Origin of the sequence: Azospirillum sp. B4 (genome assembly GCF_000333275.1) — a bacterium.
Classification (GTDB): domain Bacteria; phylum Pseudomonadota; class Alphaproteobacteria; order Azospirillales; family Azospirillaceae; genus Nitrospirillum.
The window spans coordinates 1-20,523 of sequence record NZ_BACU01000656.1 but is presented as its reverse complement, the minus strand read 5'-3'; the positions used below and the strand labels follow the sequence as shown (position 1 = coordinate 20,523).

Annotated in this window: 19 protein-coding genes; 10 read left to right on the top strand and 9 right to left on the bottom strand. The window is 66.5% G+C overall.

Annotation, left to right across the window (positions count from 1 at the left end):
• Together I55_RS29825 and I55_RS29820 are read right to left on the bottom strand one after the other, a co-directional pair.
• Positions 1–946, bottom strand: a 946-nt coding sequence (locus I55_RS29825; protein WP_083901535.1) for a homogentisate 1,2-dioxygenase, incomplete at its 3' end; no start/stop codon positions are given.
• Between the two features lie 234 nt (positions 947–1,180).
• On the bottom strand, positions 1,181–1,651 hold the full coding sequence (locus tag I55_RS29820) for an Lrp/AsnC family transcriptional regulator (protein WP_044564355.1): 471 nt from the start codon (positions 1,649–1,651) through the stop codon (positions 1,181–1,183).
• Between the two features lie 143 nt (positions 1,652–1,794).
• Here I55_RS29820 and I55_RS29815 point away from each other — a divergent pair, with 143 nt between their 5' ends.
• Both I55_RS29815 and I55_RS29810 read left to right on the top strand, forming a co-directional pair.
• Positions 1,795–2,973 carry an amino acid aminotransferase gene (locus I55_RS29815; RefSeq protein ID WP_083901534.1) on the top strand — a complete coding sequence of 393 codons (1,179 nt, stop codon included), beginning with the start codon at positions 1,795–1,797 and terminating at the stop codon, positions 2,971–2,973.
• Positions 2,970–3,356, top strand: a complete 387-nt coding sequence (locus I55_RS29810) for a Rieske (2Fe-2S) protein (RefSeq protein WP_044564353.1) — start codon at positions 2,970–2,972, stop codon at positions 3,354–3,356. The genes I55_RS29815 and I55_RS29810 overlap by 4 nt, the downstream gene beginning before the upstream one ends.
• 15 nt (positions 3,357–3,371) lie before the next feature.
• On the opposite strand, the gene galE is transcribed toward I55_RS29810, so the two are convergent.
• Together galE and I55_RS29800 are read right to left on the bottom strand one after the other, a co-directional pair.
• Complete coding sequence (gene galE, locus I55_RS29805; RefSeq protein WP_044564352.1) at positions 3,372–4,394, bottom strand: UDP-glucose 4-epimerase GalE; 1,023 nt, start codon at positions 4,392–4,394, stop codon at positions 3,372–3,374.
• Positions 4,395–4,468: 74 nt separating this feature from the next.
• Positions 4,469–5,887 (bottom strand): glycosyltransferase family 4 protein, encoded by a 1,419-nt coding sequence (locus I55_RS29800; protein WP_148294050.1) that lies wholly within the window; start codon positions 5,885–5,887, stop codon positions 4,469–4,471.
• A gap of 337 nt (positions 5,888–6,224) precedes the next feature.
• Here I55_RS29800 and I55_RS29795 point away from each other — a divergent pair, with 337 nt between their 5' ends.
• The 8 genes from I55_RS29795 (at position 6,225) to I55_RS36515 (ending at position 14,300) form a co-directional block, all read left to right on the top strand.
• A complete protein-coding gene (locus tag I55_RS29795; protein WP_044564350.1) occupies positions 6,225–7,445 on the top strand; it encodes a glycosyltransferase family 4 protein in 1,221 nt (406 codons plus the stop codon).
• 126 nt (positions 7,446–7,571) lie between these two features.
• Positions 7,572–8,672, top strand: a complete 1,101-nt coding sequence (gmd, locus tag I55_RS29790; RefSeq protein WP_044564349.1) for a GDP-mannose 4,6-dehydratase — start codon at positions 7,572–7,574, stop codon at positions 8,670–8,672.
• Entirely contained in the window at positions 8,641–9,615 is a 975-nt protein-coding gene (locus I55_RS29785) for a GDP-L-fucose synthase (RefSeq protein WP_044564348.1), read from the top strand. Before gmd ends, I55_RS29785 begins: the two co-directional genes overlap by 32 nt.
• A gap of 145 nt (positions 9,616–9,760) precedes the next feature.
• Positions 9,761–11,299: a lipopolysaccharide biosynthesis protein gene (locus tag I55_RS29780; RefSeq protein WP_049974636.1), complete on the top strand. Its 1,539-nt coding sequence runs from the start codon at positions 9,761–9,763 to the stop codon at positions 11,297–11,299.
• A complete protein-coding gene (locus tag I55_RS29775; RefSeq protein WP_083901533.1) occupies positions 11,296–12,129 on the top strand; it encodes an FkbM family methyltransferase in 834 nt (277 codons plus the stop codon). Before I55_RS29780 ends, I55_RS29775 begins: the two co-directional genes overlap by 4 nt.
• A gap of 87 nt (positions 12,130–12,216) precedes the next feature.
• Positions 12,217–13,137, top strand: a complete 921-nt coding sequence (locus I55_RS36525) for a hypothetical protein (RefSeq protein ID WP_148294049.1) — start codon at positions 12,217–12,219, stop codon at positions 13,135–13,137.
• 2 nt (positions 13,138–13,139) lie between these two features.
• Positions 13,140–13,649: a hypothetical protein gene (locus I55_RS36520; protein WP_148294048.1), complete on the top strand. Its 510-nt coding sequence runs from the start codon at positions 13,140–13,142 to the stop codon at positions 13,647–13,649.
• A 234-nt stretch (positions 13,650–13,883) separates the two neighbouring features.
• Entirely contained in the window at positions 13,884–14,300 is a 417-nt protein-coding gene (locus tag I55_RS36515; protein ID WP_148294047.1) for a hypothetical protein, read from the top strand.
• Between the two features lie 12 nt (positions 14,301–14,312).
• Here I55_RS36515 and I55_RS29770 read toward each other — a convergent pair whose 3' ends face one another.
• From I55_RS29770 to I55_RS29750, 5 genes are all read right to left on the bottom strand, one after another.
• Positions 14,313–14,558, bottom strand: coding sequence for a hypothetical protein (locus I55_RS29770; protein ID WP_044564347.1), 246 nt, complete (start codon positions 14,556–14,558; stop codon positions 14,313–14,315).
• 27 nt (positions 14,559–14,585) lie between these two features.
• Positions 14,586–16,031 carry a hypothetical protein gene (locus I55_RS29765; RefSeq protein ID WP_044564346.1) on the bottom strand — a complete coding sequence of 482 codons (1,446 nt, stop codon included), beginning with the start codon at positions 16,029–16,031 and terminating at the stop codon, positions 14,586–14,588.
• A 67-nt stretch (positions 16,032–16,098) separates the two neighbouring features.
• Positions 16,099–17,517: a hypothetical protein gene (locus tag I55_RS29760; protein ID WP_044564345.1), complete on the bottom strand. Its 1,419-nt coding sequence runs from the start codon at positions 17,515–17,517 to the stop codon at positions 16,099–16,101.
• Positions 17,514–18,713, bottom strand: coding sequence for a glycosyltransferase (locus I55_RS29755; protein ID WP_044564344.1), 1,200 nt, complete (start codon positions 18,711–18,713; stop codon positions 17,514–17,516). The genes I55_RS29760 and I55_RS29755 overlap by 4 nt, the downstream gene beginning before the upstream one ends.
• A gap of 29 nt (positions 18,714–18,742) precedes the next feature.
• Entirely contained in the window at positions 18,743–20,278 is a 1,536-nt protein-coding gene (locus I55_RS29750) for an undecaprenyl-phosphate glucose phosphotransferase (protein WP_049974634.1), read from the bottom strand.
• Between the last annotated feature and the right edge of the window lie 245 nt (positions 20,279–20,523).

The window sequence follows — 20,523 nt, the reverse complement described above, 5'->3', positions numbered from 1 at the left end:
AATCGCAATTGGCCGTGCCCGCGACCTCCGACGGAGCCGTCAGCACGGTGAAGATGGACGGGTCCGGATGGTTCGTAAGAGACGGTGTTGATGGTGTTGAACCGCGCCAAGTCATATTGTAGGGCGCCAGGTTGCCATGCCAGGCCACCACGTCCAGCGGGCTGTGGTCCAGGGTCGTGGTCCACAGGGCCCCCTGGTACTTCTGCACCACCTCGACCGATTCATCCACGTCCTCGAACCAGGCGACGGGGGTCAGGAAGTCGCGGGGGTTGGCCAGGCCGTTGGCGCCGATGGGGCCCAGGTCCGGCAGCCGGAAGGGCGCGCCATAGTTCTCGCAGACGTATCCCCGGGCGTTGCCGTCCGGCAGCAGGACGCGGAAGCGCACGCCGCGCGGCACCACGGCGATCTCCCCGGGCGCCACCTCCAGCCGGCCCATTTCCGTCTCCAGCCGCAGGCGGCCCTGCTGCGGCACCAGCAGCAGCTCACCGTCCGCGTTGTAAAACACCCGCGCCGTCATGGGCTGGTTGGCGGCGTAGAGATGGACGCCGATGCCGGTGTTGGTGCCGACGTCGCCATTGCCGCCATAGCTGACCAGCCCGTCGACGAAGTCGGTGGGCGCGTCCGGAATGGGCAGCGGGTCCCAGCGCAGGCGGTTGGGGGTGGTGGCCGGGACCTCGTTGAACGGGCCGGAGCGCAACAGGCCGGCCCGTCCATAGGGCTGGAACGGGGCATGGCTGGCGGTGGGGCGCAGGCGGTACAGCCAGGTGCGGCGGTTCTCTTGGCGGGGCGCCGTGAACGCGCTGCCCGACAATTGCTCGGCATACAGGCCGAAGGGCACCTTCTGCGGCGAATTGCGGCCCACCGGCAGGGCGCCCGGCACGGCCTCGGTCGCGAAGCCGTTGCCGAAACCGCTCATGGTCTCAAGGGGTGCGTTGTCCAGGGACATGGCCTGAGTCTCCGCCAGATCGTTTCATTTGAAACGATATAAGGGACGATCCCCGGCGCTTGTCAAATGGATAAACGCCGCCATTCCGCTGCCCATTTCCAGGATACCCCACGGCGCCCGCGAAAACCTTTCAATCGCCCGGCCACAATCCCGGGGCCCTGAAAAAGTTTCGCGGAAGAAGCATCTTTCGGGAAACGGACTGATCAAAGCGGCCCAAAATCAAATTGGCCCAAATCAGATCGGCAGGGCGGTGGTGTATTTCACCTGGCTCAACGCGAAGTGCGAGGCGGCGGCGGCCACGGCGGGATGGGCCAGCAATTCCCGCATCAGGAAGCGTTCGTAGCTGGCGACGTCGGCCACGACCACGCGCAGCAGATAGTCCCATTCGCCCGACATGCTGTGGCAGTCCATGACTTCGCCACGGGTCTGGATGAAGGCTTCGAACTCCTGCCGGTCCTTGGTGGCGTGGGTCTTCATGCGCAGTTGGCACATGACGCTGACGCCCCGGCCCACCTTGGCGGCGTTGACCAGGCGCACGGTGGCGCCCAGGATGCCCGCCCCCTCCAGCGCCTTGATGCGCCGCCAGCAGGAGGCGGGGGAGGCGCCGACCTCCTCCGCCAGGGCGGCATGGCTGAGGCTGGCGTCGCGCTGCAGGGCCCTCAGGATGCGATGATCGATTTCATCGAACTGATCAAGGTCTTTCATTTTTCAACCATCTGCGGAATACGCTTCCCAGATTTGCCGACGTGGACGCGTCAATGAAAGGACATTGTCACAGGTTTCGCATAAAATCATTCAGCAACGATATGGGCCGCTGGCAGCGGCCAGCCCCAAGGGAGTCTTCCTCGATGTCCGCCCCGTCGCTTTTCGATGCCCTGCAGCAGCAGCCCGCCGACGCGCTCCTGTCCCTGATCGGCCTCTACCGCGACGATCCGCGCGCGCAGAAGCTGGACCTGGGCGTCGGCGTCTATCGCGATGAGACGGGCGCCACCCCGGTGCTGCGCGCCGTCAAGGCGGCCGAGGCGCGGCTCCTGGAAACCCAGGGCAGCAAGAGCTACCTGGGTCCGGAAGGCGACATCCGCTACGCCGAGCTGCTGCAGCCCATCGTCTTCGGCAGGACCCTGGCGGCCGACCAGCTGGCCGGCGTGCAGACGCCCGGCGGCACCGGTGCCCTGCGCCTGGCGGCCGATCTGATCGCCGCTGCCAGGCCGGGCGCCAAGGTCTGGCTGGGCACGCCCACCTGGCCCAACCACGCCCCCATCATGAAGGCCGCGGGCCTGACCGTGGCGACATACCGCTATTATGACCAGGCGACGCAGACGGTCCTGTTCGATGAGATGATGGCCGCCCTGTCGGGTGCCGCCGCCGGTGACGTGGTGCTGCTGCACGGCTGCTGCCACAACCCGGCCGGCGCCGACCTGACGCCGGACCAGTGGCGGGCGGTGGCCGAGGTGGTGGCCGCGCGGGGGCTGATCCCCCTGGTCGACCTGGCCTACCAGGGGCTGGGCGATGGGCTGGAGCAGGACGCCGCCGGCGCCCGCCTGGTGCTGGACTCCGTGCCTGACGCCCTGCTGGCCTATTCCTGCGACAAGAACTTCGGCCTGTACCGCGAGCGGGTGGGCGCCTTGTATGCCAAGGCCGCCACGCCGGCGCGCACCGAACTGATGCGCTCCAACATCCTGTCGCTGGCCCGGGCCAACTGGTCCATGCCACCCGATCATGGTGCCGCCCTGGTGCGCGTGATCCTGGAGGACGCGGCCCTTACGGCCGATTGGCGGGCGGAGCTGACCGTCATGCGCACCCGCATCAACCAGGTGCGCCAGGCGCTGGCCGCCGGCGATTCCGCCCTGGCCTTCCTGGGCCGCCAGCACGGCATGTTCTCCCTGCTGCCGCTGTCGGCGGAGCAGGTGGGCGTGCTGCGCCGCGACCATGCCGTCTACATGGCGGGGTCGGGCCGCGTGAACCTGGCCGGCCTGACCCTGGCCACGGTACCGCAGTTCATCGACTCCCTGCGGGCCGTCCGTTGAGTAACGCGGGCGGCGGCATCCGCCCGCGCCTGACCACGACCCCGGCCGGGGTGCGGCTGTGCGGGCTGGATGACCTGGCGGCTTTCAGCGCGCGCAACTTCGTGCTGGAGATCGAGGGCGACCGCTTCCACGGCTTCGTGGTGCGGCGGGGCGATGCGGTCGTGGGCTATGTCGACCGCTGCCCCCACGCCGGCGTGCCGCTGGCCTTCGCCCTGGATGACTATCTGGGCAAGGACCTGACCGGCCGTGACGTCATCCGTTGCAGTTGGCACAGCGCCCTGTTCGACATCGACGACGGCCGTTGCGTCGCCGGTCCCTGCCCCGGCCAGGGGCTGCTGCCCTGGCCGGTGGTGGTGCGGGATGGTTTCATCGAAACGGCGTAATTTGTTGCTCAGACCTCAGGCGGTCTTGCGGACCTGCGCCACCCCAGCCTCCTGTGGCGCCTGCAGTTCCCGCAGGCGTCGGCGCCAGGCGTCGGCGATCTGCACGTCCAGGGCGCCGCGTTCCGGCGTCCAGCCCAGGATGCGCCGGGCCTGGGTGGCGTCGCCCACCAGGGCGGGCGGATCGCCAGGGCGGCGGGGGCCCACCTGCCAAGGAATGGGCAGGCCGGTCACCCGCTCCGCCACCTCCATCACCTCCCGCACGGAATAGCCGTTGCCGTTGCCCAGGTTCAGGGCCATGGACGCGCCGCCCTCCAGCAGGTGCTTCAGCGCCAGGACATGGGCGTCGGCCAGGTCGCTGACGTGGATGTAGTCGCGGATGCAGGTGCCGTCCGGGGTGGGATAGTCGGCGCCGTTGACCGTCAACCCGTCCTTGCGGCCCAGGGCCGCGTCCAGCACGTTGGGGATCAGGTGCGGCTCGGGATCGTGGTTCTCCCCCAGGTCACCGTCCGGATCGGCGCCGGCGGCGTTGAAATAGCGCAGGACGACGGAGCGCAGGCCCCAGGCGGGTTCGCAGTCGGCGATGACGCGCTCCATCATCTGCTTGCTGGCGCCATAGGGGTTGATGGGCGCCTGGGGGTGACCCTCGGTGATGGGCACCCGCTGGGGCACGCCGTAGACGGCGCAGGTGCTGGAAAACACCAGGTTGGCGATGCCGGCGTCGCGCATGGCCTCCAGCAGGCCGATGGAGCCGGAGACGTTGTTGCGGTAGTACAGCAGCGGGTCCGCCACCGATTCACCCACGTGGGCGTAGGCGGCGAAGTGCATGACGGCACAGGGGTCGTAGTCGCGCAGCACCGCCGTCAACCGGGCATGGTCGGCGATGTCGCCCACCTCCAGCGGGCCGTAAAGCACCGCCTCCCGCGGGCCGCGGCTCAGATTGTCGTAGGTGATGGGGCTGAAGCCCGCCTGGGCCAGCGCCTTGCAGGCATGGCTGCCGATGAAGCCGGCGCCGCCGGTGACGACCACGGTGTCGCTCATAGACTTTATCCCTTCGCGATCTTGTCCCGGCCGGGCGTGCCGCCTCCGGGCTTCTGACGGATCTGGTGGATGGATCAAGCGGCGGGATGGGGCCGCATCCCCTCTTCAACCGGCGGCTTTTCCGGTGGGGCCGCCGCCCGGCGGGCGAAAAAACGGCATAGGGCCCGGATCTCCTCGCCAGCGACGAAGGTCTCCTCCGGCAGCTCCAGCAGGCGCCGCCGCTTGCGCTCGTACTCCTCCACGCCCAGCGTCTGGAAGAAGCGGACCATGCTGTCCTCCAACGGCTGTTCGAACCCCCAGCCGACGTCGTGGCGCCGCACCAGGCGGTCGACCTCGAAGCCCTGGACGCTGAGGCAGGGCACGCCGAAGTACCCGGCCTCATAGAAGCGATTAGGAAGCAGCCAGCGCGAATTATGTTCCGTGTTTTCCAGATCCAGCGCCCAGGCGAAGTCCACGCCGGCGTACATGTCCGCCAACTCGCCCGGATGGTCGTAGCGGCCGCCATAGAGGATGTTGGGGCAGGCCTCCAGCGTCTTGAAGAAGCTCTTCTCATCCACCGTGGTCAGCACGCCGCGAAAACGGATCTGCAGGCGGTCGGGCAGGCGCTGGGCCAGGCGACGCATCAGATCCACCGTCTGCTCCCCGCGGATCAGGCCGAAATAGCCGATGACCCAGGGGCGGTCGGGGGGCATCAGCGGACGGGTGCCATTGGATCCGGTCAAGGCGGGTTGGGCCGGGGCGGCGGGTGAGGCGGGCAGCCGGGGCGTGAATCGCGGCCGGTCCGGCAGGCCGGGGCGGGGCAGCTTGTTCTCCACCAGCAGCCAGGGGCCACGGAACCGCTGCGTCGGGGCGAAATAGTGGCGGTGGAAACCGGGGGAGGACAGGACCAGCAGCTTCACCTGTGTCAGGCACAGCTTTTCCACCAGGCGCAGCAGAATGGAGCGCAGGCCGTGGGCCACGAACATGGGCTGGATGTCCAATACCTCATAGATCACGTCGGCCTGGCGGCTGATGAACATCTTCATCACCAGCGCCAGCAGCAGCTGGTCGATGTTGCGGGCGTACAGGATGGTGGCGCCGCCCAGGCGCTCACGCGTGCGGAAGATGACGCGTAGCGCGCCAGCCAGCGCCTGCAGGCGGTGGGCGTACTTGCCATCCACCGTGCGGCCCAGCAAGACATGGGGCCAGGGCGGGCGATAACCGCTGTTGTACCGTTCCCGCTCAAAGCCCAGCACCAGCACGGGCAGGCCGTTGTCCAGGAACTCGCGCACGCGTTTGATGGTGCTGACGTCGGTGATGTCCTGGGTCAGGAACACCAGGCCGGCCTTTCCCGAGCCGGCCGAAGCCGGACCGGCGCGCTGAGAGCCGATACGCTGTGCCATCCAGTCGCCGACGGAGTCCGTCGGGGAAACGCCGTGACCGGCGTCGGGCGCGGCGGCGGTATCGGCATGACTATGGTCGAGGGATGCTGCGCTGGGAATTCTTGACGACACGGGGCGTCCCCATTAGCGGCCGTTGCGAAGTAATTCATCATGAACCTGGGTAGAAATTCCGTGCTGTGACAAAACAGGGCCGCTTTATCATTAAACGGGGTATGTCTTTTTATCGTGTTGGTAGCCCCTGTGACTGAAGTGGGGCAGCAAAGGCTGTGCCGGTCACAGGTTGGTCACTGGCGCGTTTGATGCCTGGCTTGTTTGATTTCAATCACGAAATCCAGCGGGTTCGGTCCCGGAACCACCTGTGCCTCAACGCCCCCCAGGCCAGGCCGGTTCCCGGCGGCACGGAACCTCACCGACCGGAGAGATAAAGGCCGTGGCCGAGCACAGTCCCATGACCCAATCCCATCCGTCCGGGCGCCCCTTGCAGCCGCCCCCCGGCTTCGGCGCGTTCCCGGGAGAGGAGGGCGGGCGCCGGTTCGACCACGTCGCCATCACCTCGGTGTTCGGCGATCCCACCCATCCCCGCACCTGGTCGGGCGCCCCCCGCAACCTGGGCGTGGCGCTGGAAAAGCTGGGCGTGACGGTGGAGGGCTTCCACCCCCACCTGTCCAAGACATTCAAGATGGGCCTGGCCGCGCGCCACGTCATGGGCGGCTACGGCCGGCTGATGACCTCGGAACAGCTGTACCGCGCGGCCCCCGCCCGCCGTCACCTGGCCCGCCAGCTGGCCGCCCAGGCGGCCCAGCGCGGCACCCGCCACATCATCCACACCGGTGCCTTGGATCTGCCGGCGGTGGAGGCGCAGGCGACGGCCGACCCCATGTTCGACCGCGCGCACCGGGTGCACCACTATCTCTACTGCGACCACACCTGGGCGCTGGCGGCGGAGCATCGCCCCGACATCGCCGGCTACAGTCCCCGGGCGCTGGAGGCGTACGAGGAACTGGAGCGCCGGTCGCTGCACAGCGTCGACCACATCTTCACCTTCGGCCGCTTCGTGCGCGACCACATCATCAGCCACTACGGCGTGCCGGCGGCACGGGTGACGGCGGTGGGCTCGGGCATGGGCGACATCAAGCCCTTCATCGGCCCCAAGGACTACGCCAAGCCCAAGCTGCTGTTCGTGTGCAAGCACCTGTTCCGCGAGAAGGGCGGCGAACTGGTGGTCGAGGCCTTCCAGCAGGCGGTCATGCGCCGGCCGGATCTGACGCTGACCATCGTGGCCGACCCCTCGGTGCGTGACCGCGTGCCGGAGCATCCGGCCATCGATTTCCGCTCCAGCCTGCCCTGGGCCGAGTTGCAGGAGCTGTACCGCCGGTCCTCGCTGCTGGTGCAGCCCATGCTGAACGATCCGTGGGGCCAGGTGTACCTGGAGGCGCTGATCTCCCGCACCCCCGTGCTGGGCCTGTGGCGCAACGGCCTGCCGGAGATCACGGGCGACGGCCGTTATGGCTTCCTGGCGTCCAAGGCCGACCCGGCGGTCCTGGCCGACCTGATCGTCCACGCCGTGTCCGATCCGCAGCGCCTGGCCGTCATGGGCGCCCAGGGACAGAACCACGTGCTGGAAACCTATACCTGGGACCGCGTCGCCCGCGCCGTGCTGTTCCCCTGACGGCAGGCGCGGGCGTCGGTGCGGCAAATTAAGGCGAAGGGGCGCCCGCAAAAGAATCCCCAAGCCCCAACAACCCCAAGACTTGCTGAAAACAGCTTCCAACCCTTTTGATGAACGGAGCAGCGTATGTCGAATAGAACCGCGTTGATCACCGGTATCACCGGCCAGGACGGGTCCTACCTGGCCTCGTTCCTGTTGGCCCGGGGTTATGTGGTCCACGGCCTGAAGCGCCGTTCGTCCTCCATCAACACCGACCGGCTGGATCACATCTACCGTGACCGCCACGAGGGCGGATTCGAGTTCTCGCTGCACTACGGCGACATGACGGACAGCCTGGCGCTGACCCGCCTGATCGCCGAGACGCGGCCGACCGAAATCTACAACCTGGCCGCCATGAGCCACGTGGCCGTCAGCTTCGAGATGCCGGAGTACACCGCCAACGTGGACGCCACCGGCACGTTGCGCCTGCTGGAGGCGGTGCGGTCGCTGAAGATGCAGGACGACGTCCGCTTCTACCAGGCCTCCACCTCCGAACTGTACGGCGGCATCAGCAGCGATCCCCTGTCGGAGACGACGCCCTTCCACCCGCGCAGCCCGTACGCGGTGGCCAAGATGTACGGCTACTGGATCACGGTGAACTACCGTGAGGCGTATAACATGCATGCCAGCAACGGCATCCTGTTCAACCATGAATCGCCGGAGCGCGGTGAGACCTTCGTCACCCGCAAGATCAGCCGCGCCGTGGCGGCCATCGAGCGCGGCCTGCAGAACTGTCTCTACCTGGGCAACCTGGAGGCCCGCCGCGACTGGGGCCACGCCCGCGACTATGTCGAGGGCATGTGGCTGATGCTGCAGCAGGATAAGCCGGACGACTATGTGCTGGCCACCGGCGAGGCGCATTCGGTGCGCGAGTTCGTGGAACTGGCCTTCCACTGCATCGGCCGTCCGCTGGTGTGGCGGGGCGAGGGCGTGAACGAGCGGGGCTATTGCCGGCGCACGGGCAAGGTGCTGGTCGCCGTCGACCCGGCCTACTATCGCCCGGCGGAGGTGGACTTCCTGCTGGGCGACCCGACCAAGGCCAAGTCGGTGCTGGGCTGGCAGCACCGCATCGCCTTTGAGGAACTGGTGTTCGAGATGGTGAACGCCGACCGCGCCCTTCTGGACGCCACCCCCCTCAAGCAGTGGGAAGGACAGCATGAACAAGCCCCCTTACGAGCTGCGCAATAAACGCGTCTGGGTCGCGGGTCACCGCGGCCTGGTGGGCTCCGCCCTGGTGCGGCGGCTGGAGCGGGAGGGATGCGACATCCTGACCGTGGGCCGCCACCACTGCGACCTGCGCTCCAGCGGCCAGGTGGACAAGTGGATGAAGGACCTGCGTCCGGACGCCGTCTTCCTGGCGGCGGCCCATGTCGGCGGCATCCATGCCAACGACACCCGGCCGGCGGAGTTCATCTACGACAACCTGATGATCGAGGCGAACATCATCGACAGCGCCCACCGGTCGGGGGTGGAGAAGCTGTTGTTCCTGGGCTCCTCCTGCATCTATCCGCGCATGGCGCCCCAGCCCATCCCGGAGGAGGCGCTGCTGACCGGCCCGCTGGAACCCACCAACCAGTGGTACGCCATCGCCAAGATCGCGGGCATCAAGCTGTGCCAAGCCTACCGGCGGCAGTATGGCTGCGACTTCACCTCCGTCATGCCGACCAACCTATATGGACCCGGTGACAACTTCGACCTGCTGGGCAGCCACGTGGTGCCGGCCCTGATGGTGAAGGCCCACAACGCCAAGCTGGAGGGGGCGAAGTCCCTGGAAATCTGGGGCAGCGGCACGCCCTTGCGTGAGCTGCTGTACGTGGATGACGCCGCCGACGGCATGGTCTTCGTCATGAAGCATTATTCCGAGGAGGAACCGCTGAACCTGGGCAGCAGCCAGGAGGTTTCCATCGCCGAACTGGCGGAACGGATCTGCCAGGTCGTTGGTTTCCAGGGCAGCATCGTCCACGACCGCAGCAAGCCCGACGGCACGCCGCGCAAGATCATGGACAACAGCCGCCTGGAAGCCTTGGGCTGGCGGGCGCCGACGTCTATCGACGCCGGCCTGGCCCAGACCTACCGCTGGTATGTGGAAAACATCGGCTCCGTTCGGGGTGCCGCGGTCGTCCATGCCTGATAACGGTCGCCGGGGCCTCCAAGAACCCGATGGCCGTCGCCAATGCCCGGTCCGGCGATTGCCCTCGCCAGGCCGGGCATTGGTTCCACCCCAGCAACGGCGGCTTCCCCGGGGCACTCCCCAGGGCCGCCGGTGAGAGGTGTTGATGCGTGATCGGAACGGCGATCTCAATACCGCCCACCTGATCGGTGACATCGGTCGCCGGGCGACCCGTGGGGGCACCGTCATGATGGGTGCCCAGCTTGTGAAACTCGTGGCCCAGTTCGGGTCCGTCATCGTGCTGGCCCGGGTGTTGGCGCCGGCGGAATTCGGTCTCATCGCCATGGTCGGCGCCATGACCGCCCTGTTCGAGATCGTCAAGGAACTGGGCCTGTCCGCCGCCACCATGCAGCGCACGGACATCACCCACGAACAGGTCAGCGCCCTGTTCTGGATCAACACCGGGGCCGGCTGCCTCATCGCCGCCTGCCTGGCCTTGGGCGCCCCGGCCATCGCCGCCTTCTACGGACAACCCGGCCTGGAGCCCGTCACCCGCTGGCTGGCCCTGGGCTTCGTCATGAGCGGCGCCACGGTCCAGCATTGGGCACTGCTGCGCCGGCAGATGCGCTTCTCCGCCATCGCCATCGCCGAGACGGGCAGCGAGCTGCTGGCCTTCGTCGTCGCCGTGGTCCTGGCCTTCCAGGGCTGGGGCCACTGGGCGCTGGTGGCGCAGCGCCTGGCCGCCCCTTTCCTGGTGATGGCCGGTTGCTGGACGCTGTGCCGCTGGCGGCCGTCGCCGCCGCGACGGACACCGGGCATCCCCAGCCTGCTGGGTTTCGGCCTGTCGGTCTCGGGCTGTGGCATCCTGTCCACCCTGGCCCGCAGTATCGACCAGATCCTGGTGGGCCGCCTGTTCGGCGCCGTCACGCTGGGCCTCTACGAACGGGCGGCGCGCCTGGTGTTGGTACCCATCAACAGCATCAACGCGCCGCTCTATTCCGTGGCCATGCCGGCGCTGAGCCGCCTGGTGGATGAGCCGCAGCGCTTCCGCCGGGCCTTCGGCGTGCTGATCGAGCGGGTGGCCATGGTCACCATGCCCGCAGCCGCCGGCGCCGCCGTCGCGGCCGACTGGGTGACCAACCTGCTGTTCGGCCCGACGTGGGAGGCCATGTCCCCCCTGGTGGCCTGTTTCGCCCTGGTCGCCGCCGTCCAGCCGACGCTGATGACCGCTGGCCTGATCTATCTGCCCCAGGGCCGGTCGCGCGACCTGCTGCGCGCCACGGCCATCGATGTGTCCCTGGCCGTGGCCTCCTTCGTCGCCGGCCTCCCTTATGGCGCCGTGGGCGTGGCGGGGGCGTATGCCGCCGTTGGCCTGGTCGTGCGCCTGCCGGTCTGCTTCCACCTGGCGGCCGGCCAGGGGCCGGTGACCCAGGGCGATCTCTACCGGCGCATCATGCCCTCGGTCGCGGCGTCGCTGGCGGTGGCCGGCGTCGTCTGGATCCTGCGGCATGGCGTGATGCCCGACAGCCTGCTGGCGGCACCCCTGGTGGCGCTGGCGGTGGCCGCGGCGGTGGGCATGGTCACCGCCGGGGTCGCCTTCCTGCTGATGCGGCCCAGCCGGGATGCCATGACCAGCGTCCTGCGCTCCCTGGTGTCCCGGCCCCAGCCGGTGTCGACAACCTTCGTGGAGGAGGTGGCGGAATGATCCCCGGTACGCTGAGACGCGGTGCGAAACAGCTGGTTCGCACCGTCTGTCCCACGCCGATGATGCTGTGGCTTGAACACAAGTACTTCGAGCATTTCGGTGAAACCGAAACCCGACTGGTGCGCCATCTGTGCGAGCCCGGGCGCGATGCCATCGACGTGGGCGCTAACGAAGGCTGCTACATCCACTTCATGCGGCCCTACGCCCGGCGCGTATACGCGTTCGAGCCGGTGCCCTGGCTGGCCGCCAGCCTGGCGGCCAAGTTCGGCGATGACGTCGTGGTCTATCCCACCGCCCTGTCCCAGGCCTCCGGCATCGCCCGCCTGCACATCCCGGTGGTGGCGGGCCTGGCGGAAACCGGCCTGTCCACCCTGTCGCCCACGGCGTTGGCCGGCCAGCCGGCGCAGCGCGAGCTGAAGGTGACCTCCTCCCCGCTGGACGCCGTCTATTCCGGCGACGTCGCCTTCATCAAGATCGATGTCGAGGGGCATGAGGAGGCGGTGCTGGAGGGCAGCCGCCTGACCATCGCCCGTTCCCACCCCCGCATCCTGGTGGAGATCGAGGAGCGGCACTCACGCGGGTCCATCGATCGCATCGCCCGCTTCTTCGACGCCATCGACTACCAGGGCTATTTCCTGCACCATGGCAAGCTGCGCACCCTGGACAACTTCGACGTTGCCACCATGCAGCGTCCGGAGGACATCGCCGACTACCGCCCGGGCCTGGCCCGCAGCCAGTTCGCCGACTATGTGAACAACTTCCTGTTCCTACCCCGCCAGGAATCCCCCGGCACCCTGGCCAATCTGGCGGCGGAACTGGCGCAGGAATAGCGCTACGCGCCTGCCGGTGTTCGCCTGTAGGTTGACCGGAACAAAATAAGAACATAAGATGCTCTTCCATCAACAGGGAGAGCGAACATGGATGGTTGGCAGCGTCGATATCGCCTCAGCAACGGCCCTGGTGGCCTCGGCCTCAGTTGTACGGCCGAGGGTTTGGCCCTGGCCGGCGTGCCCCTGCTGGCCAAGGGCGCCGGTGGCTTCCAGGCCCGTTCAGTGGCCGAAGTGGCTCTGTTGCTGAAGCGCGCCTACGTGGGCATGGAACCAGGTGCCGGCGTCCTGCCGGGCCTCACCAAGATCGCTGACGCGCTGAACCGGGGCGACCTAGCCCAGGCTATGATCCGCGCCGTGCATTTGCGCCTGCCCGACCTGGACTGGGACGCCGCGGTCCGTCTGGCGCGGGCCAATGACAACCTGGCGAAGTACAGCCCTGACCAGCCGCGAGATGACCATGGGCGTTGGACGGATGAGGGTGGCGCGACATCGAAGCAACCCTCTATCGCACCTGAAAAGAAGGGGGTACAAAACACACCCAAAACATGCGGAATATATCCAATATATAAAAACGAGATACTTAGTCAATCTGAAGCGAAGAAATTATTTAACGAAGAATTGGCGGGAATACTGAAGGATGGGCTCATTTCAAAGCAGGATTTTGAAAGGTTTTCTTTTGTTCCTTGGTTCGCGGCCACCACAAAAACCATGGACGATCCATTGCTGTCAGGATCGATGGAGGCCGCACTTTCGCAGGCCAGCGGATTGAAAGGTGGATTCGTAGCTGGCGGATTGACAGATCCGAGAACCAATACGTCGAAAATTTTTATGAGCGCGGCAGCGCCGACCGTAATACCCGGACTTGGGCTGAAGAAGACCACGGCCAGACAAAGTATGCAATTTTTTCTTCGGCATGAGTTGGGGCATCAGAGGCAAGGCGGTAATTGCGGGCCGGACGATGAATGTTGCGCAGATGCTTTTGCTATTGCCCACATGCCGGGAAAGTGATCATGATTAAATACATAAAGCGCATGGTGATATCTATATCAATATCGCTCGGTGTTTTCTCATTCTTGGTGTTGTTGTTAATAATATACATATTTACCCATGATTCTACCGGGGTATTTGTTGAGGATGCCGATCAAGCCGCCGCAGTTCTTGTAAATGAATATCTGGGTTTTGAGAGGGATGATGTCTATATATCAATAAATGGGCACGATCCTGAAAGTGGCATTATCAGTAATAATGGCGATAATAGCATCTCCATACATAATTTAAGTGAGCTTCCGGAATGCAATGTGCCGGATGAGCGAGATCAAGACCCTTCATGCGAAGACAAGAATATCCTTCGCGCCAGGTTTGAGCACATGCCGGCAAGATATGTGGCCTTCGTTAGCCTCACAACACGTGGATGTGGCGGTAGAGGGATGGCGGCAAAAATTGCCGGCAAATGGTACTTACTGAAGTCTCACTTTAACTGCTGCACCCTGGGCGCTGTCATCTCAGACCAGCAGCCCTGAGGCTGGTAGCCTATCGTCATAGTGACGATCCAGGAAGCGGAAGTACCTGGACGACGATCTGCGCCGCGCGGACGGAATACCAAAGCCAATGCATCCTATAAGTTGAGACATATGCCGACGACGTTTCGTTCCATTATCAGGGGGTTGATAATGCGTATCCCTAGATTGGCCGGGCGATGGATATGCCGCACCCTGTCCGTTCTTTCATGTTCTGCGCTGTTATGCCTTTTCCTCATGTTGAAGTTCGCGCCGATGTCATTTTATGGAGAAGATACGGAGCGTTCCGCGCTGGCTGCTCTCATGAGTTATCTCGCAGCGGGCGGGGAAATGGCGGGGGAATATTATTTTTCCATCAATGGATCGGACCCCAGTGATGAAATTTTCGACGAAATGAAAAATAAATACCCGAAGGCAATTATTCATAAATTCAGCGAGAGTGAAGGCTATGAATTTTGTTTCGGGATGTATATTGACGACGGACATAAACCAAATTGTGCGCCACACCCGTTGATGGATGCCAGATTCATAGCGATGCCGCTGTGGCATGTCGCGCTGGTTTCCGCTGGTGTGACGGGCTGTGGCGGCCAGTTCTGGGTTCTCAACGCGTTCGGCCGATGGATCGTGCTCACCGGATGGGTCGGATGTGTATAAGGGACCCGCGATCTATATGATCAGCGACAGCCCGGTTTCCTGCGCCATTGCGGGGCACTGTCCGCCTGCCTGGGCCGACAGGGCGTAGGCGGCCCGCATCATGGCGGCTGCGGCCCGCCGTTCTGACGGGCTGGGGGCCAAGTCGATGGCGCCGCCCGCGATCTCGAACGGTGACAGGGTTGCGGCCGCCACGGCGGTGGGCACCTGGCTGGGAGAGTTGGGATTGGTGGGGGAGGGGGCGTCGGGCCAGAGGTCCAAGGGTGGTGCTCCCTCTTTCGGGTTGGATCAGTGCAGGGCCGCCAGGGGCGGGATGGTGGGCGGGGCGGGCGGCAGGGCCGCAGCCGGCAGGATCACGGGCGGCTCCAGCGGGGCGGGGACGGGAGCCTCCGCCGCGCGCTTGGCCCGGGCGTGCAGCACGCTGCAGGCGCCGATCAGGAACAGCACGGTCCAGGTCTTGGGGCTGACATAGGCGCCCGATGCCTGGCCCAGCACCGCCCAGGCCAGCCAGCACATCAGCAGCGCCCGCACGCCCAGGGCGCGCAGCCAGCCGCTGATGGCCAGGATCAGGACGATGCCGCCGCACAGGCCCAGGTAGACCCAGTGCAGGAAGAAATAATTGATCAGAACCTCATTGGGTTCCGGGATGTTCCATAGCGGGGAGAAGGCGCCGGAGCGCAGGAAGACGTCGGCGATATTGTCGCTGACCAGCTGCTCCCCCGTCAGGCCCACACCCAGGATGGGATGGTGCTTCACCACGTCGACCGCCACCAGGAAGGGGCCGATGACGCGGTAGAAAAAGCTCTCGTCATTGCCGGACGCGATCTCATGCAGGCGGTTGGCGTAGACCGTGCTGCCGACAATGGCGAAGGCGACGATGGCCAGAATGCCCACGACCGACAGCTTGATGATGCGGGTGGCGGCGGAGGACTGGGCGTCATCGCCGGGCCCCAGTTCATGGAGGGCCAGCAGCAGCACCAGCAGCAGCAGGGTGGGGCCGGGCATGGCCACCATGGCGGCGGCCGTCATGGCCAGGTAGCCCAACCGCTTGTGCCGCCAGTCGCTGGTCAGCAGCCAGCAGAAGGCGAACAGGGTATAGGCGAAGGTGACGGCCGACGGCTCGGTGGTGAACAGCTTGGGGCGCACCTTGCCGTACAGCAGCTCATCCCGGATGTCGGACTCGTAGATGCCCTGGTGGTAGATCGCCAGGCGTACGGCGTCGCTGATGCGGTTCAGGCCGGCATAGCTTTCCAGCAGGGTGCCGATGACGATGGTGACGATGAAGACCAGCATCAGGCGGGAAAAGGCCGCGGCCCCCGCCTCCACCACCGTCAGGAACAGGGCGTAGGAGATCACCAGCGAATACATCATCTGCAGCAGGCCGGTGGTACGCTTGGACAGGAGATCCAGCCCCGGCGCGTAGAGGATGGAAGCCAGCAGCAGCAGGGTCACGCCCAGGAAGGCCGCCAGACCGGTGGGAGAGATGCGGTGCCGCCGGCGCCACAGCAGGGCGACACCGGCGACGCCGGAGATGGCGGCCGGAAAGGGGATGGTGGCGGTGATCTGGATGGAAAAGCCGGTGTAGATGCCCAGCAGGAAGATCACCAGCAGCGTCCAGTCGGTGGCCGCCATGCCGGCCTGGGGTGCGCCGGCCTGGGGGGCCTCCACGTCCCAGGGCCGCTGCGGCTGCCAGGTGCCGATGTCGGGGGCCGTCCACTGGGTCACAAGGGTCATTGCTCTGCCTCAGGGCTTGGTGGCTGCGCGTGTCACGGCCGATCTTCTGGCCCGTTGGTCATGGGGATCAGGGTCGATAGCGGGGCCGGCCGTTGCCGCCGATGGCGATCAGGGTGCCGGGGGGATAGGGGCGCGGTGGGGGCGGCGGGGCGGGGATGGGTGCCGGCGGCGTCCGCTTGAAGGCCTCGGCATGCAGGATGCTGCAGGCCGCGATCAGCATCAGCACGGTCCAGGTCTTGGGGCTGACATAGGCGCCCGACGCCTGGCCCAGGATGGCCCAGCCCAGCCAGCACAGCGCCAGGGCATGGACGCCCAGGCTGCGCAGCCATCCGCTGATGGCCAGCATCAGCACCGCGCCGCCGCAGAGGCCCAGGTAAACCCAGTGCAGCCAAAAGTAATTGGTCATCACCTCATTGGGCTCGGGGATGTTCCACAGGGGGGAGAATGAGCCGGACCTTAGGAACACCGTGGCGATGCTGTCGGCGATCATCTGCTCGCCCGTCAGGCCGATACCCAGGATGGGATGGTGCTTCAGCACCTCCATCGTTACCAGGAAGGGGCCGATGACGCGGTAGAAGAAGCTCTCGTCATCGCCGTTGGCGATGTTGTCCAGGCGGGCGGAATAGACGGAGCTGGCGATGACGGCGAAGGCGATCAGGGCCAGCCCCGCGACCGCGCCGATCTTGATCAGCTGGACGCTGAGCAGCGTCGGCGCCCGCTCCTCCCCCTTGGGCACCATCTCGTGCAGGCCCAGCAGCAGCAGCATCAGCAGCAGGGTGGGGCCGGGCATGGCCACCATGGCGGCGGCCATCATGGCCAGATAGCCGAGGCGCTTATGGCGCCAACTGCTGGTCAGCAGCCAGCAGAAGGAGAACAGGGTGTAGGAGAAGGTGACGGCCGAGGGCTCGGACGTGAACAGCTTGGGCCGCACCTTGCCGTACAGCAGCTCATCCCGGATATCCGCGTCATAGACGCCGGAGGTGTAGATCTTCTGGCGCACGGCGTCACTGATGACGGCCAGGCCGGCGTAGGTTTCCAGCACCGTGCCGACGATGATCACCAGGATGAAGGTCAGCATCAGGCGGGAGAAGGCCGCCGGCCCCGCCTCCACCACTGTCAGGAACAGGGCGTAGGAGATGGCCAAGGAGTAGATCATCTGCAGCAGGCCGGTGGTGCGCTTGGACAACAGGTCCAGCCCCGGCGCGTACAGGATGGACGCCAGCAGCAGCAGGGTCACGCCCAGGAAGGCGGCCAAGCCGGTGGGGGAGATGCGGTGCCGCCGGCGCCACAGCAGGACGACGCCGGTGATGCCGGAAATGGCGGCGGGGAAGGGGACGTTGGGCGTGATCTGGATGGCGAAGCCGGTATAGATGCCCAGCAGGAAGCCCACCAGCAGCACCCAGTCGACCACCGCCAGCGGCCGCCGCCGCGCGGCGCTGTCGCGGGGCATGGCGTCGTATCCCGCCCATTCGGTCCAGGTCGTCATGCCGCGCTGATGGCCGACAGCAACTGCGGCCCCCTGCTGGTCCAGTGGAAGCTGTCGCGGCAGGCGCGGTAGGCCGCGTCCTGCAGGTTGTTCAGGCGACCGAGATCATCGATGGACTGCACCACGCCCATGGCCAGGTCCTCGTGCCCCGGATACAGCAGGATGCTCTCCTCCTGCTCCAGCGGCACGCCCGCCACCGATCCCTTCAGCGCCAGGATGGGCAGGCGGTTGAAGACATAGTCCAGGACCTTCAGCTTGAAGCCGCCGCCGTTGCGTTCCGGCACCAGGGCGATGCGGGCCGCGTCCATGTGATGGCGGACGTCGTCCACCGTGCCGGTGAAGCGGGTGGCCAGCACCCGCTTGCGCATGCTGGCCAGGAAGGTGGCGTCGCCGCTGCCCACCACCTCCAGCTCCACGCCGTTGGCGGCGAAGATGGCGTCGGCCACGCTGATGAACTCTTCCAGGTTCATGCGCTTGGCGATCCAGTCGAAGCTGCCGACGATGACGGCCCGGCGGGGCAGGTCCCGGCTGATGGGCTTCTTCTCCCGCTCGCTGGCGCGATAGCCCGGGGTCACCACCGCCATGGCCTTGTCGGGCCAGCGCTCGCGGTACAGGTCGGCGTCGTCGGGCGTGATGGCGGTGATCAGGTCCGCCTCCTTCACGATGGCGCGTTCCAGGTGCGTCACCTTGGCGGCGTCGAAGCGCATGGCCTGGTGCTTCAGCAGGTTGGACTGGTTCTGTGCCAGCTGCGCCCGCAGCGATTCCTCATGGTTGTGCGAGACGTAGACCAGCTTGGGCCGGTTGCGCGCGGAGGGATACTGGCGCTTGAAGTCCGCCAGCGCCCAGCCGGACCCCACGCCGTCCAGCACCACGCTGTCCCACGACTGCGTCGCCAGCAGGTGGCGCAGCCGGGCGTGCATGTCCGGGGTGCCGCAGCGGTGGGCGATGTTGGGCAGGGGGCTGCGCAGGCTGCTCCACCGCGACCGGGGCTTGTGCTCGGCCAGATGCCAGGCGATGGCGCCTTGGCCGGGCGTCTCCCGCTCGCCATCGGCGCGCTTGCCGTCCGGACGGCTCAAGCCCAGCACCGCCATGTCGGCGCCCGCCTGGGCCAGGCTTCCGATCAGCCCCCCGGAATAGATGAACTGCCCATTGTGGGGCGGATCGGGGTCGGCCAGCGTGATCCAGAGGCAGCGCATGGGCAACGGTCCCTTCTGTCGTGGTCTTGTCAGTAGGCGTTCTTGGCGAGGATGCTGCTGGTGATGGTGCGGGCGATGATTTTCAGGTCGCCGGCCACGGTCCAGGTCTCGATGTAGCGGAGGTCATGCTCCACCCGCTTCACGATCTGCTCCACCGTGCTGGTCTCCCCGCGCCAGCCGCTGACCTGGGCCAGGCCGGTGATGCCGGGCTTCATGCGGTGGCGGCTGTCGTAAAGGGCCACGGCGTCGCGGTACAGCAGGCCGCCGGCCTTGGCCGACTGGGCGTGGGGGCGGGGGCCGACGATGGACATCTCCCCCCGCAGCACGTTGATGAACTGCGGCAGCTCATCCAGGCTGGTGCGGCGCAGGATGCGGCCCAGGGGCGTGATGCGGGGGTCGTTGCGCTGGGCCAGCTTCTCGGCGTTCGCGTCCGCCATGTGGTGGTACATGGAGCGGAACTTGTACACCTCGATCAGCTGGTTGTTGTAGCCGTGGCGCTTCTGCTTGAAGAACACCGGGCCCCGGCTCTCCAGTTTGATGGCGATGGCGATCGCCAGCATGACGGGGGAGATCATGGCCAGGATGATGGCGGCCAGCACGCGGTCCTCGACCGTCTTGGCGATGGAGCGCCAGCCGGTCAGGGGGTGGCGCAGCAGATCCAGCACGGGCGGTTCGTCGCCGGCGCCCTCGCGCCAGCCCCGCTCCTGCAGATGGATGTGCACCTGGTCCAGGCACAGGCCCACGTCCACCGGCGCCAGGCTCAGCTTGCGCAGCGCCGCCGCCAGGGCGTGGTTCTCGTCCGACAGGGGCATGGCCAGGATCACACGGTCCACCCGGCCCTCGCGGATTTCGGCCAACAGGTCGTCCAGGCCGCCGAGGATGGGATAGCCCACGCAGAAGCGGGCGTGGCTGGCGCGGTTGTCGTCATAGACGCCCACCACATGGCGATCGTCGCGCGGGTTGGCGCGGTAGCGGCGCAGCAGGCGCTGGCCCTCCGGGCCGGTGCCGACGATGGCGACGGCCTGGGTCAGGCGGCCGGCGCGTTGCCAGGCGCCCATGGACAGGCAGGTGACCAGGCGGCCAGCCACCAGCGCTCCCAGGGCCAGCAGGGACCAGATGGCCAGCCAGCTGGTCATGGGCGGATCGAAGGCGCCCAGCAGATACAGCAGCGCCACCAGGGCGCCGGCCGTGGATGCCCAGGCCATGGCCAGCGGCAGCAGGCTGTCGGCGGCCTTGCACAGGCGATCGAACTGGCGGGCGCCTGACCAGCGCAGGGCGTGCATCCCCAGAACCAGACCGACGATCAGGACCAGGCCGAACAGGGGGGGCGCCACGCTGCCCTCCGCCAGGGTGGAGGCGGCGAGGCCCGTGGCCAGGATGGCGACGGCATCAACGGCGGCGATGATGCCGGTGACCACCTGCGGCGCCAGCGGGCGGCCGTGGCGCGGCATGCCGGCAGGGATGGTGCCGGCCGCCCGACTTTCGCGCAGGGTGGCACTTTCGCGCAGGGTGACAAGAGGGGTGGCCAGCGGAGTGTTGAGGGCTTCGGACAGGGCTGGGGGCATGGGTTGGGTTCCTGAGGATGCGGCGACCGGTGGCGGGCCGACCACGCGGGGGCGTGGCGGCGAGGGCCAAGGGTGGCTGATCAACAGCCGAGTTCGCCTAAATCAGGCCATGCCGTGGATGAGAAGTCCTGTGACCAAGTTGGGGCCTGTTCGCACAGGCGATAAATAATCCTGGGTATACACCGATCAGGGTGCACCCATAAGGCTGGATATTATTTCGGAGGCGAAGTTCTGCGGACTCTGAT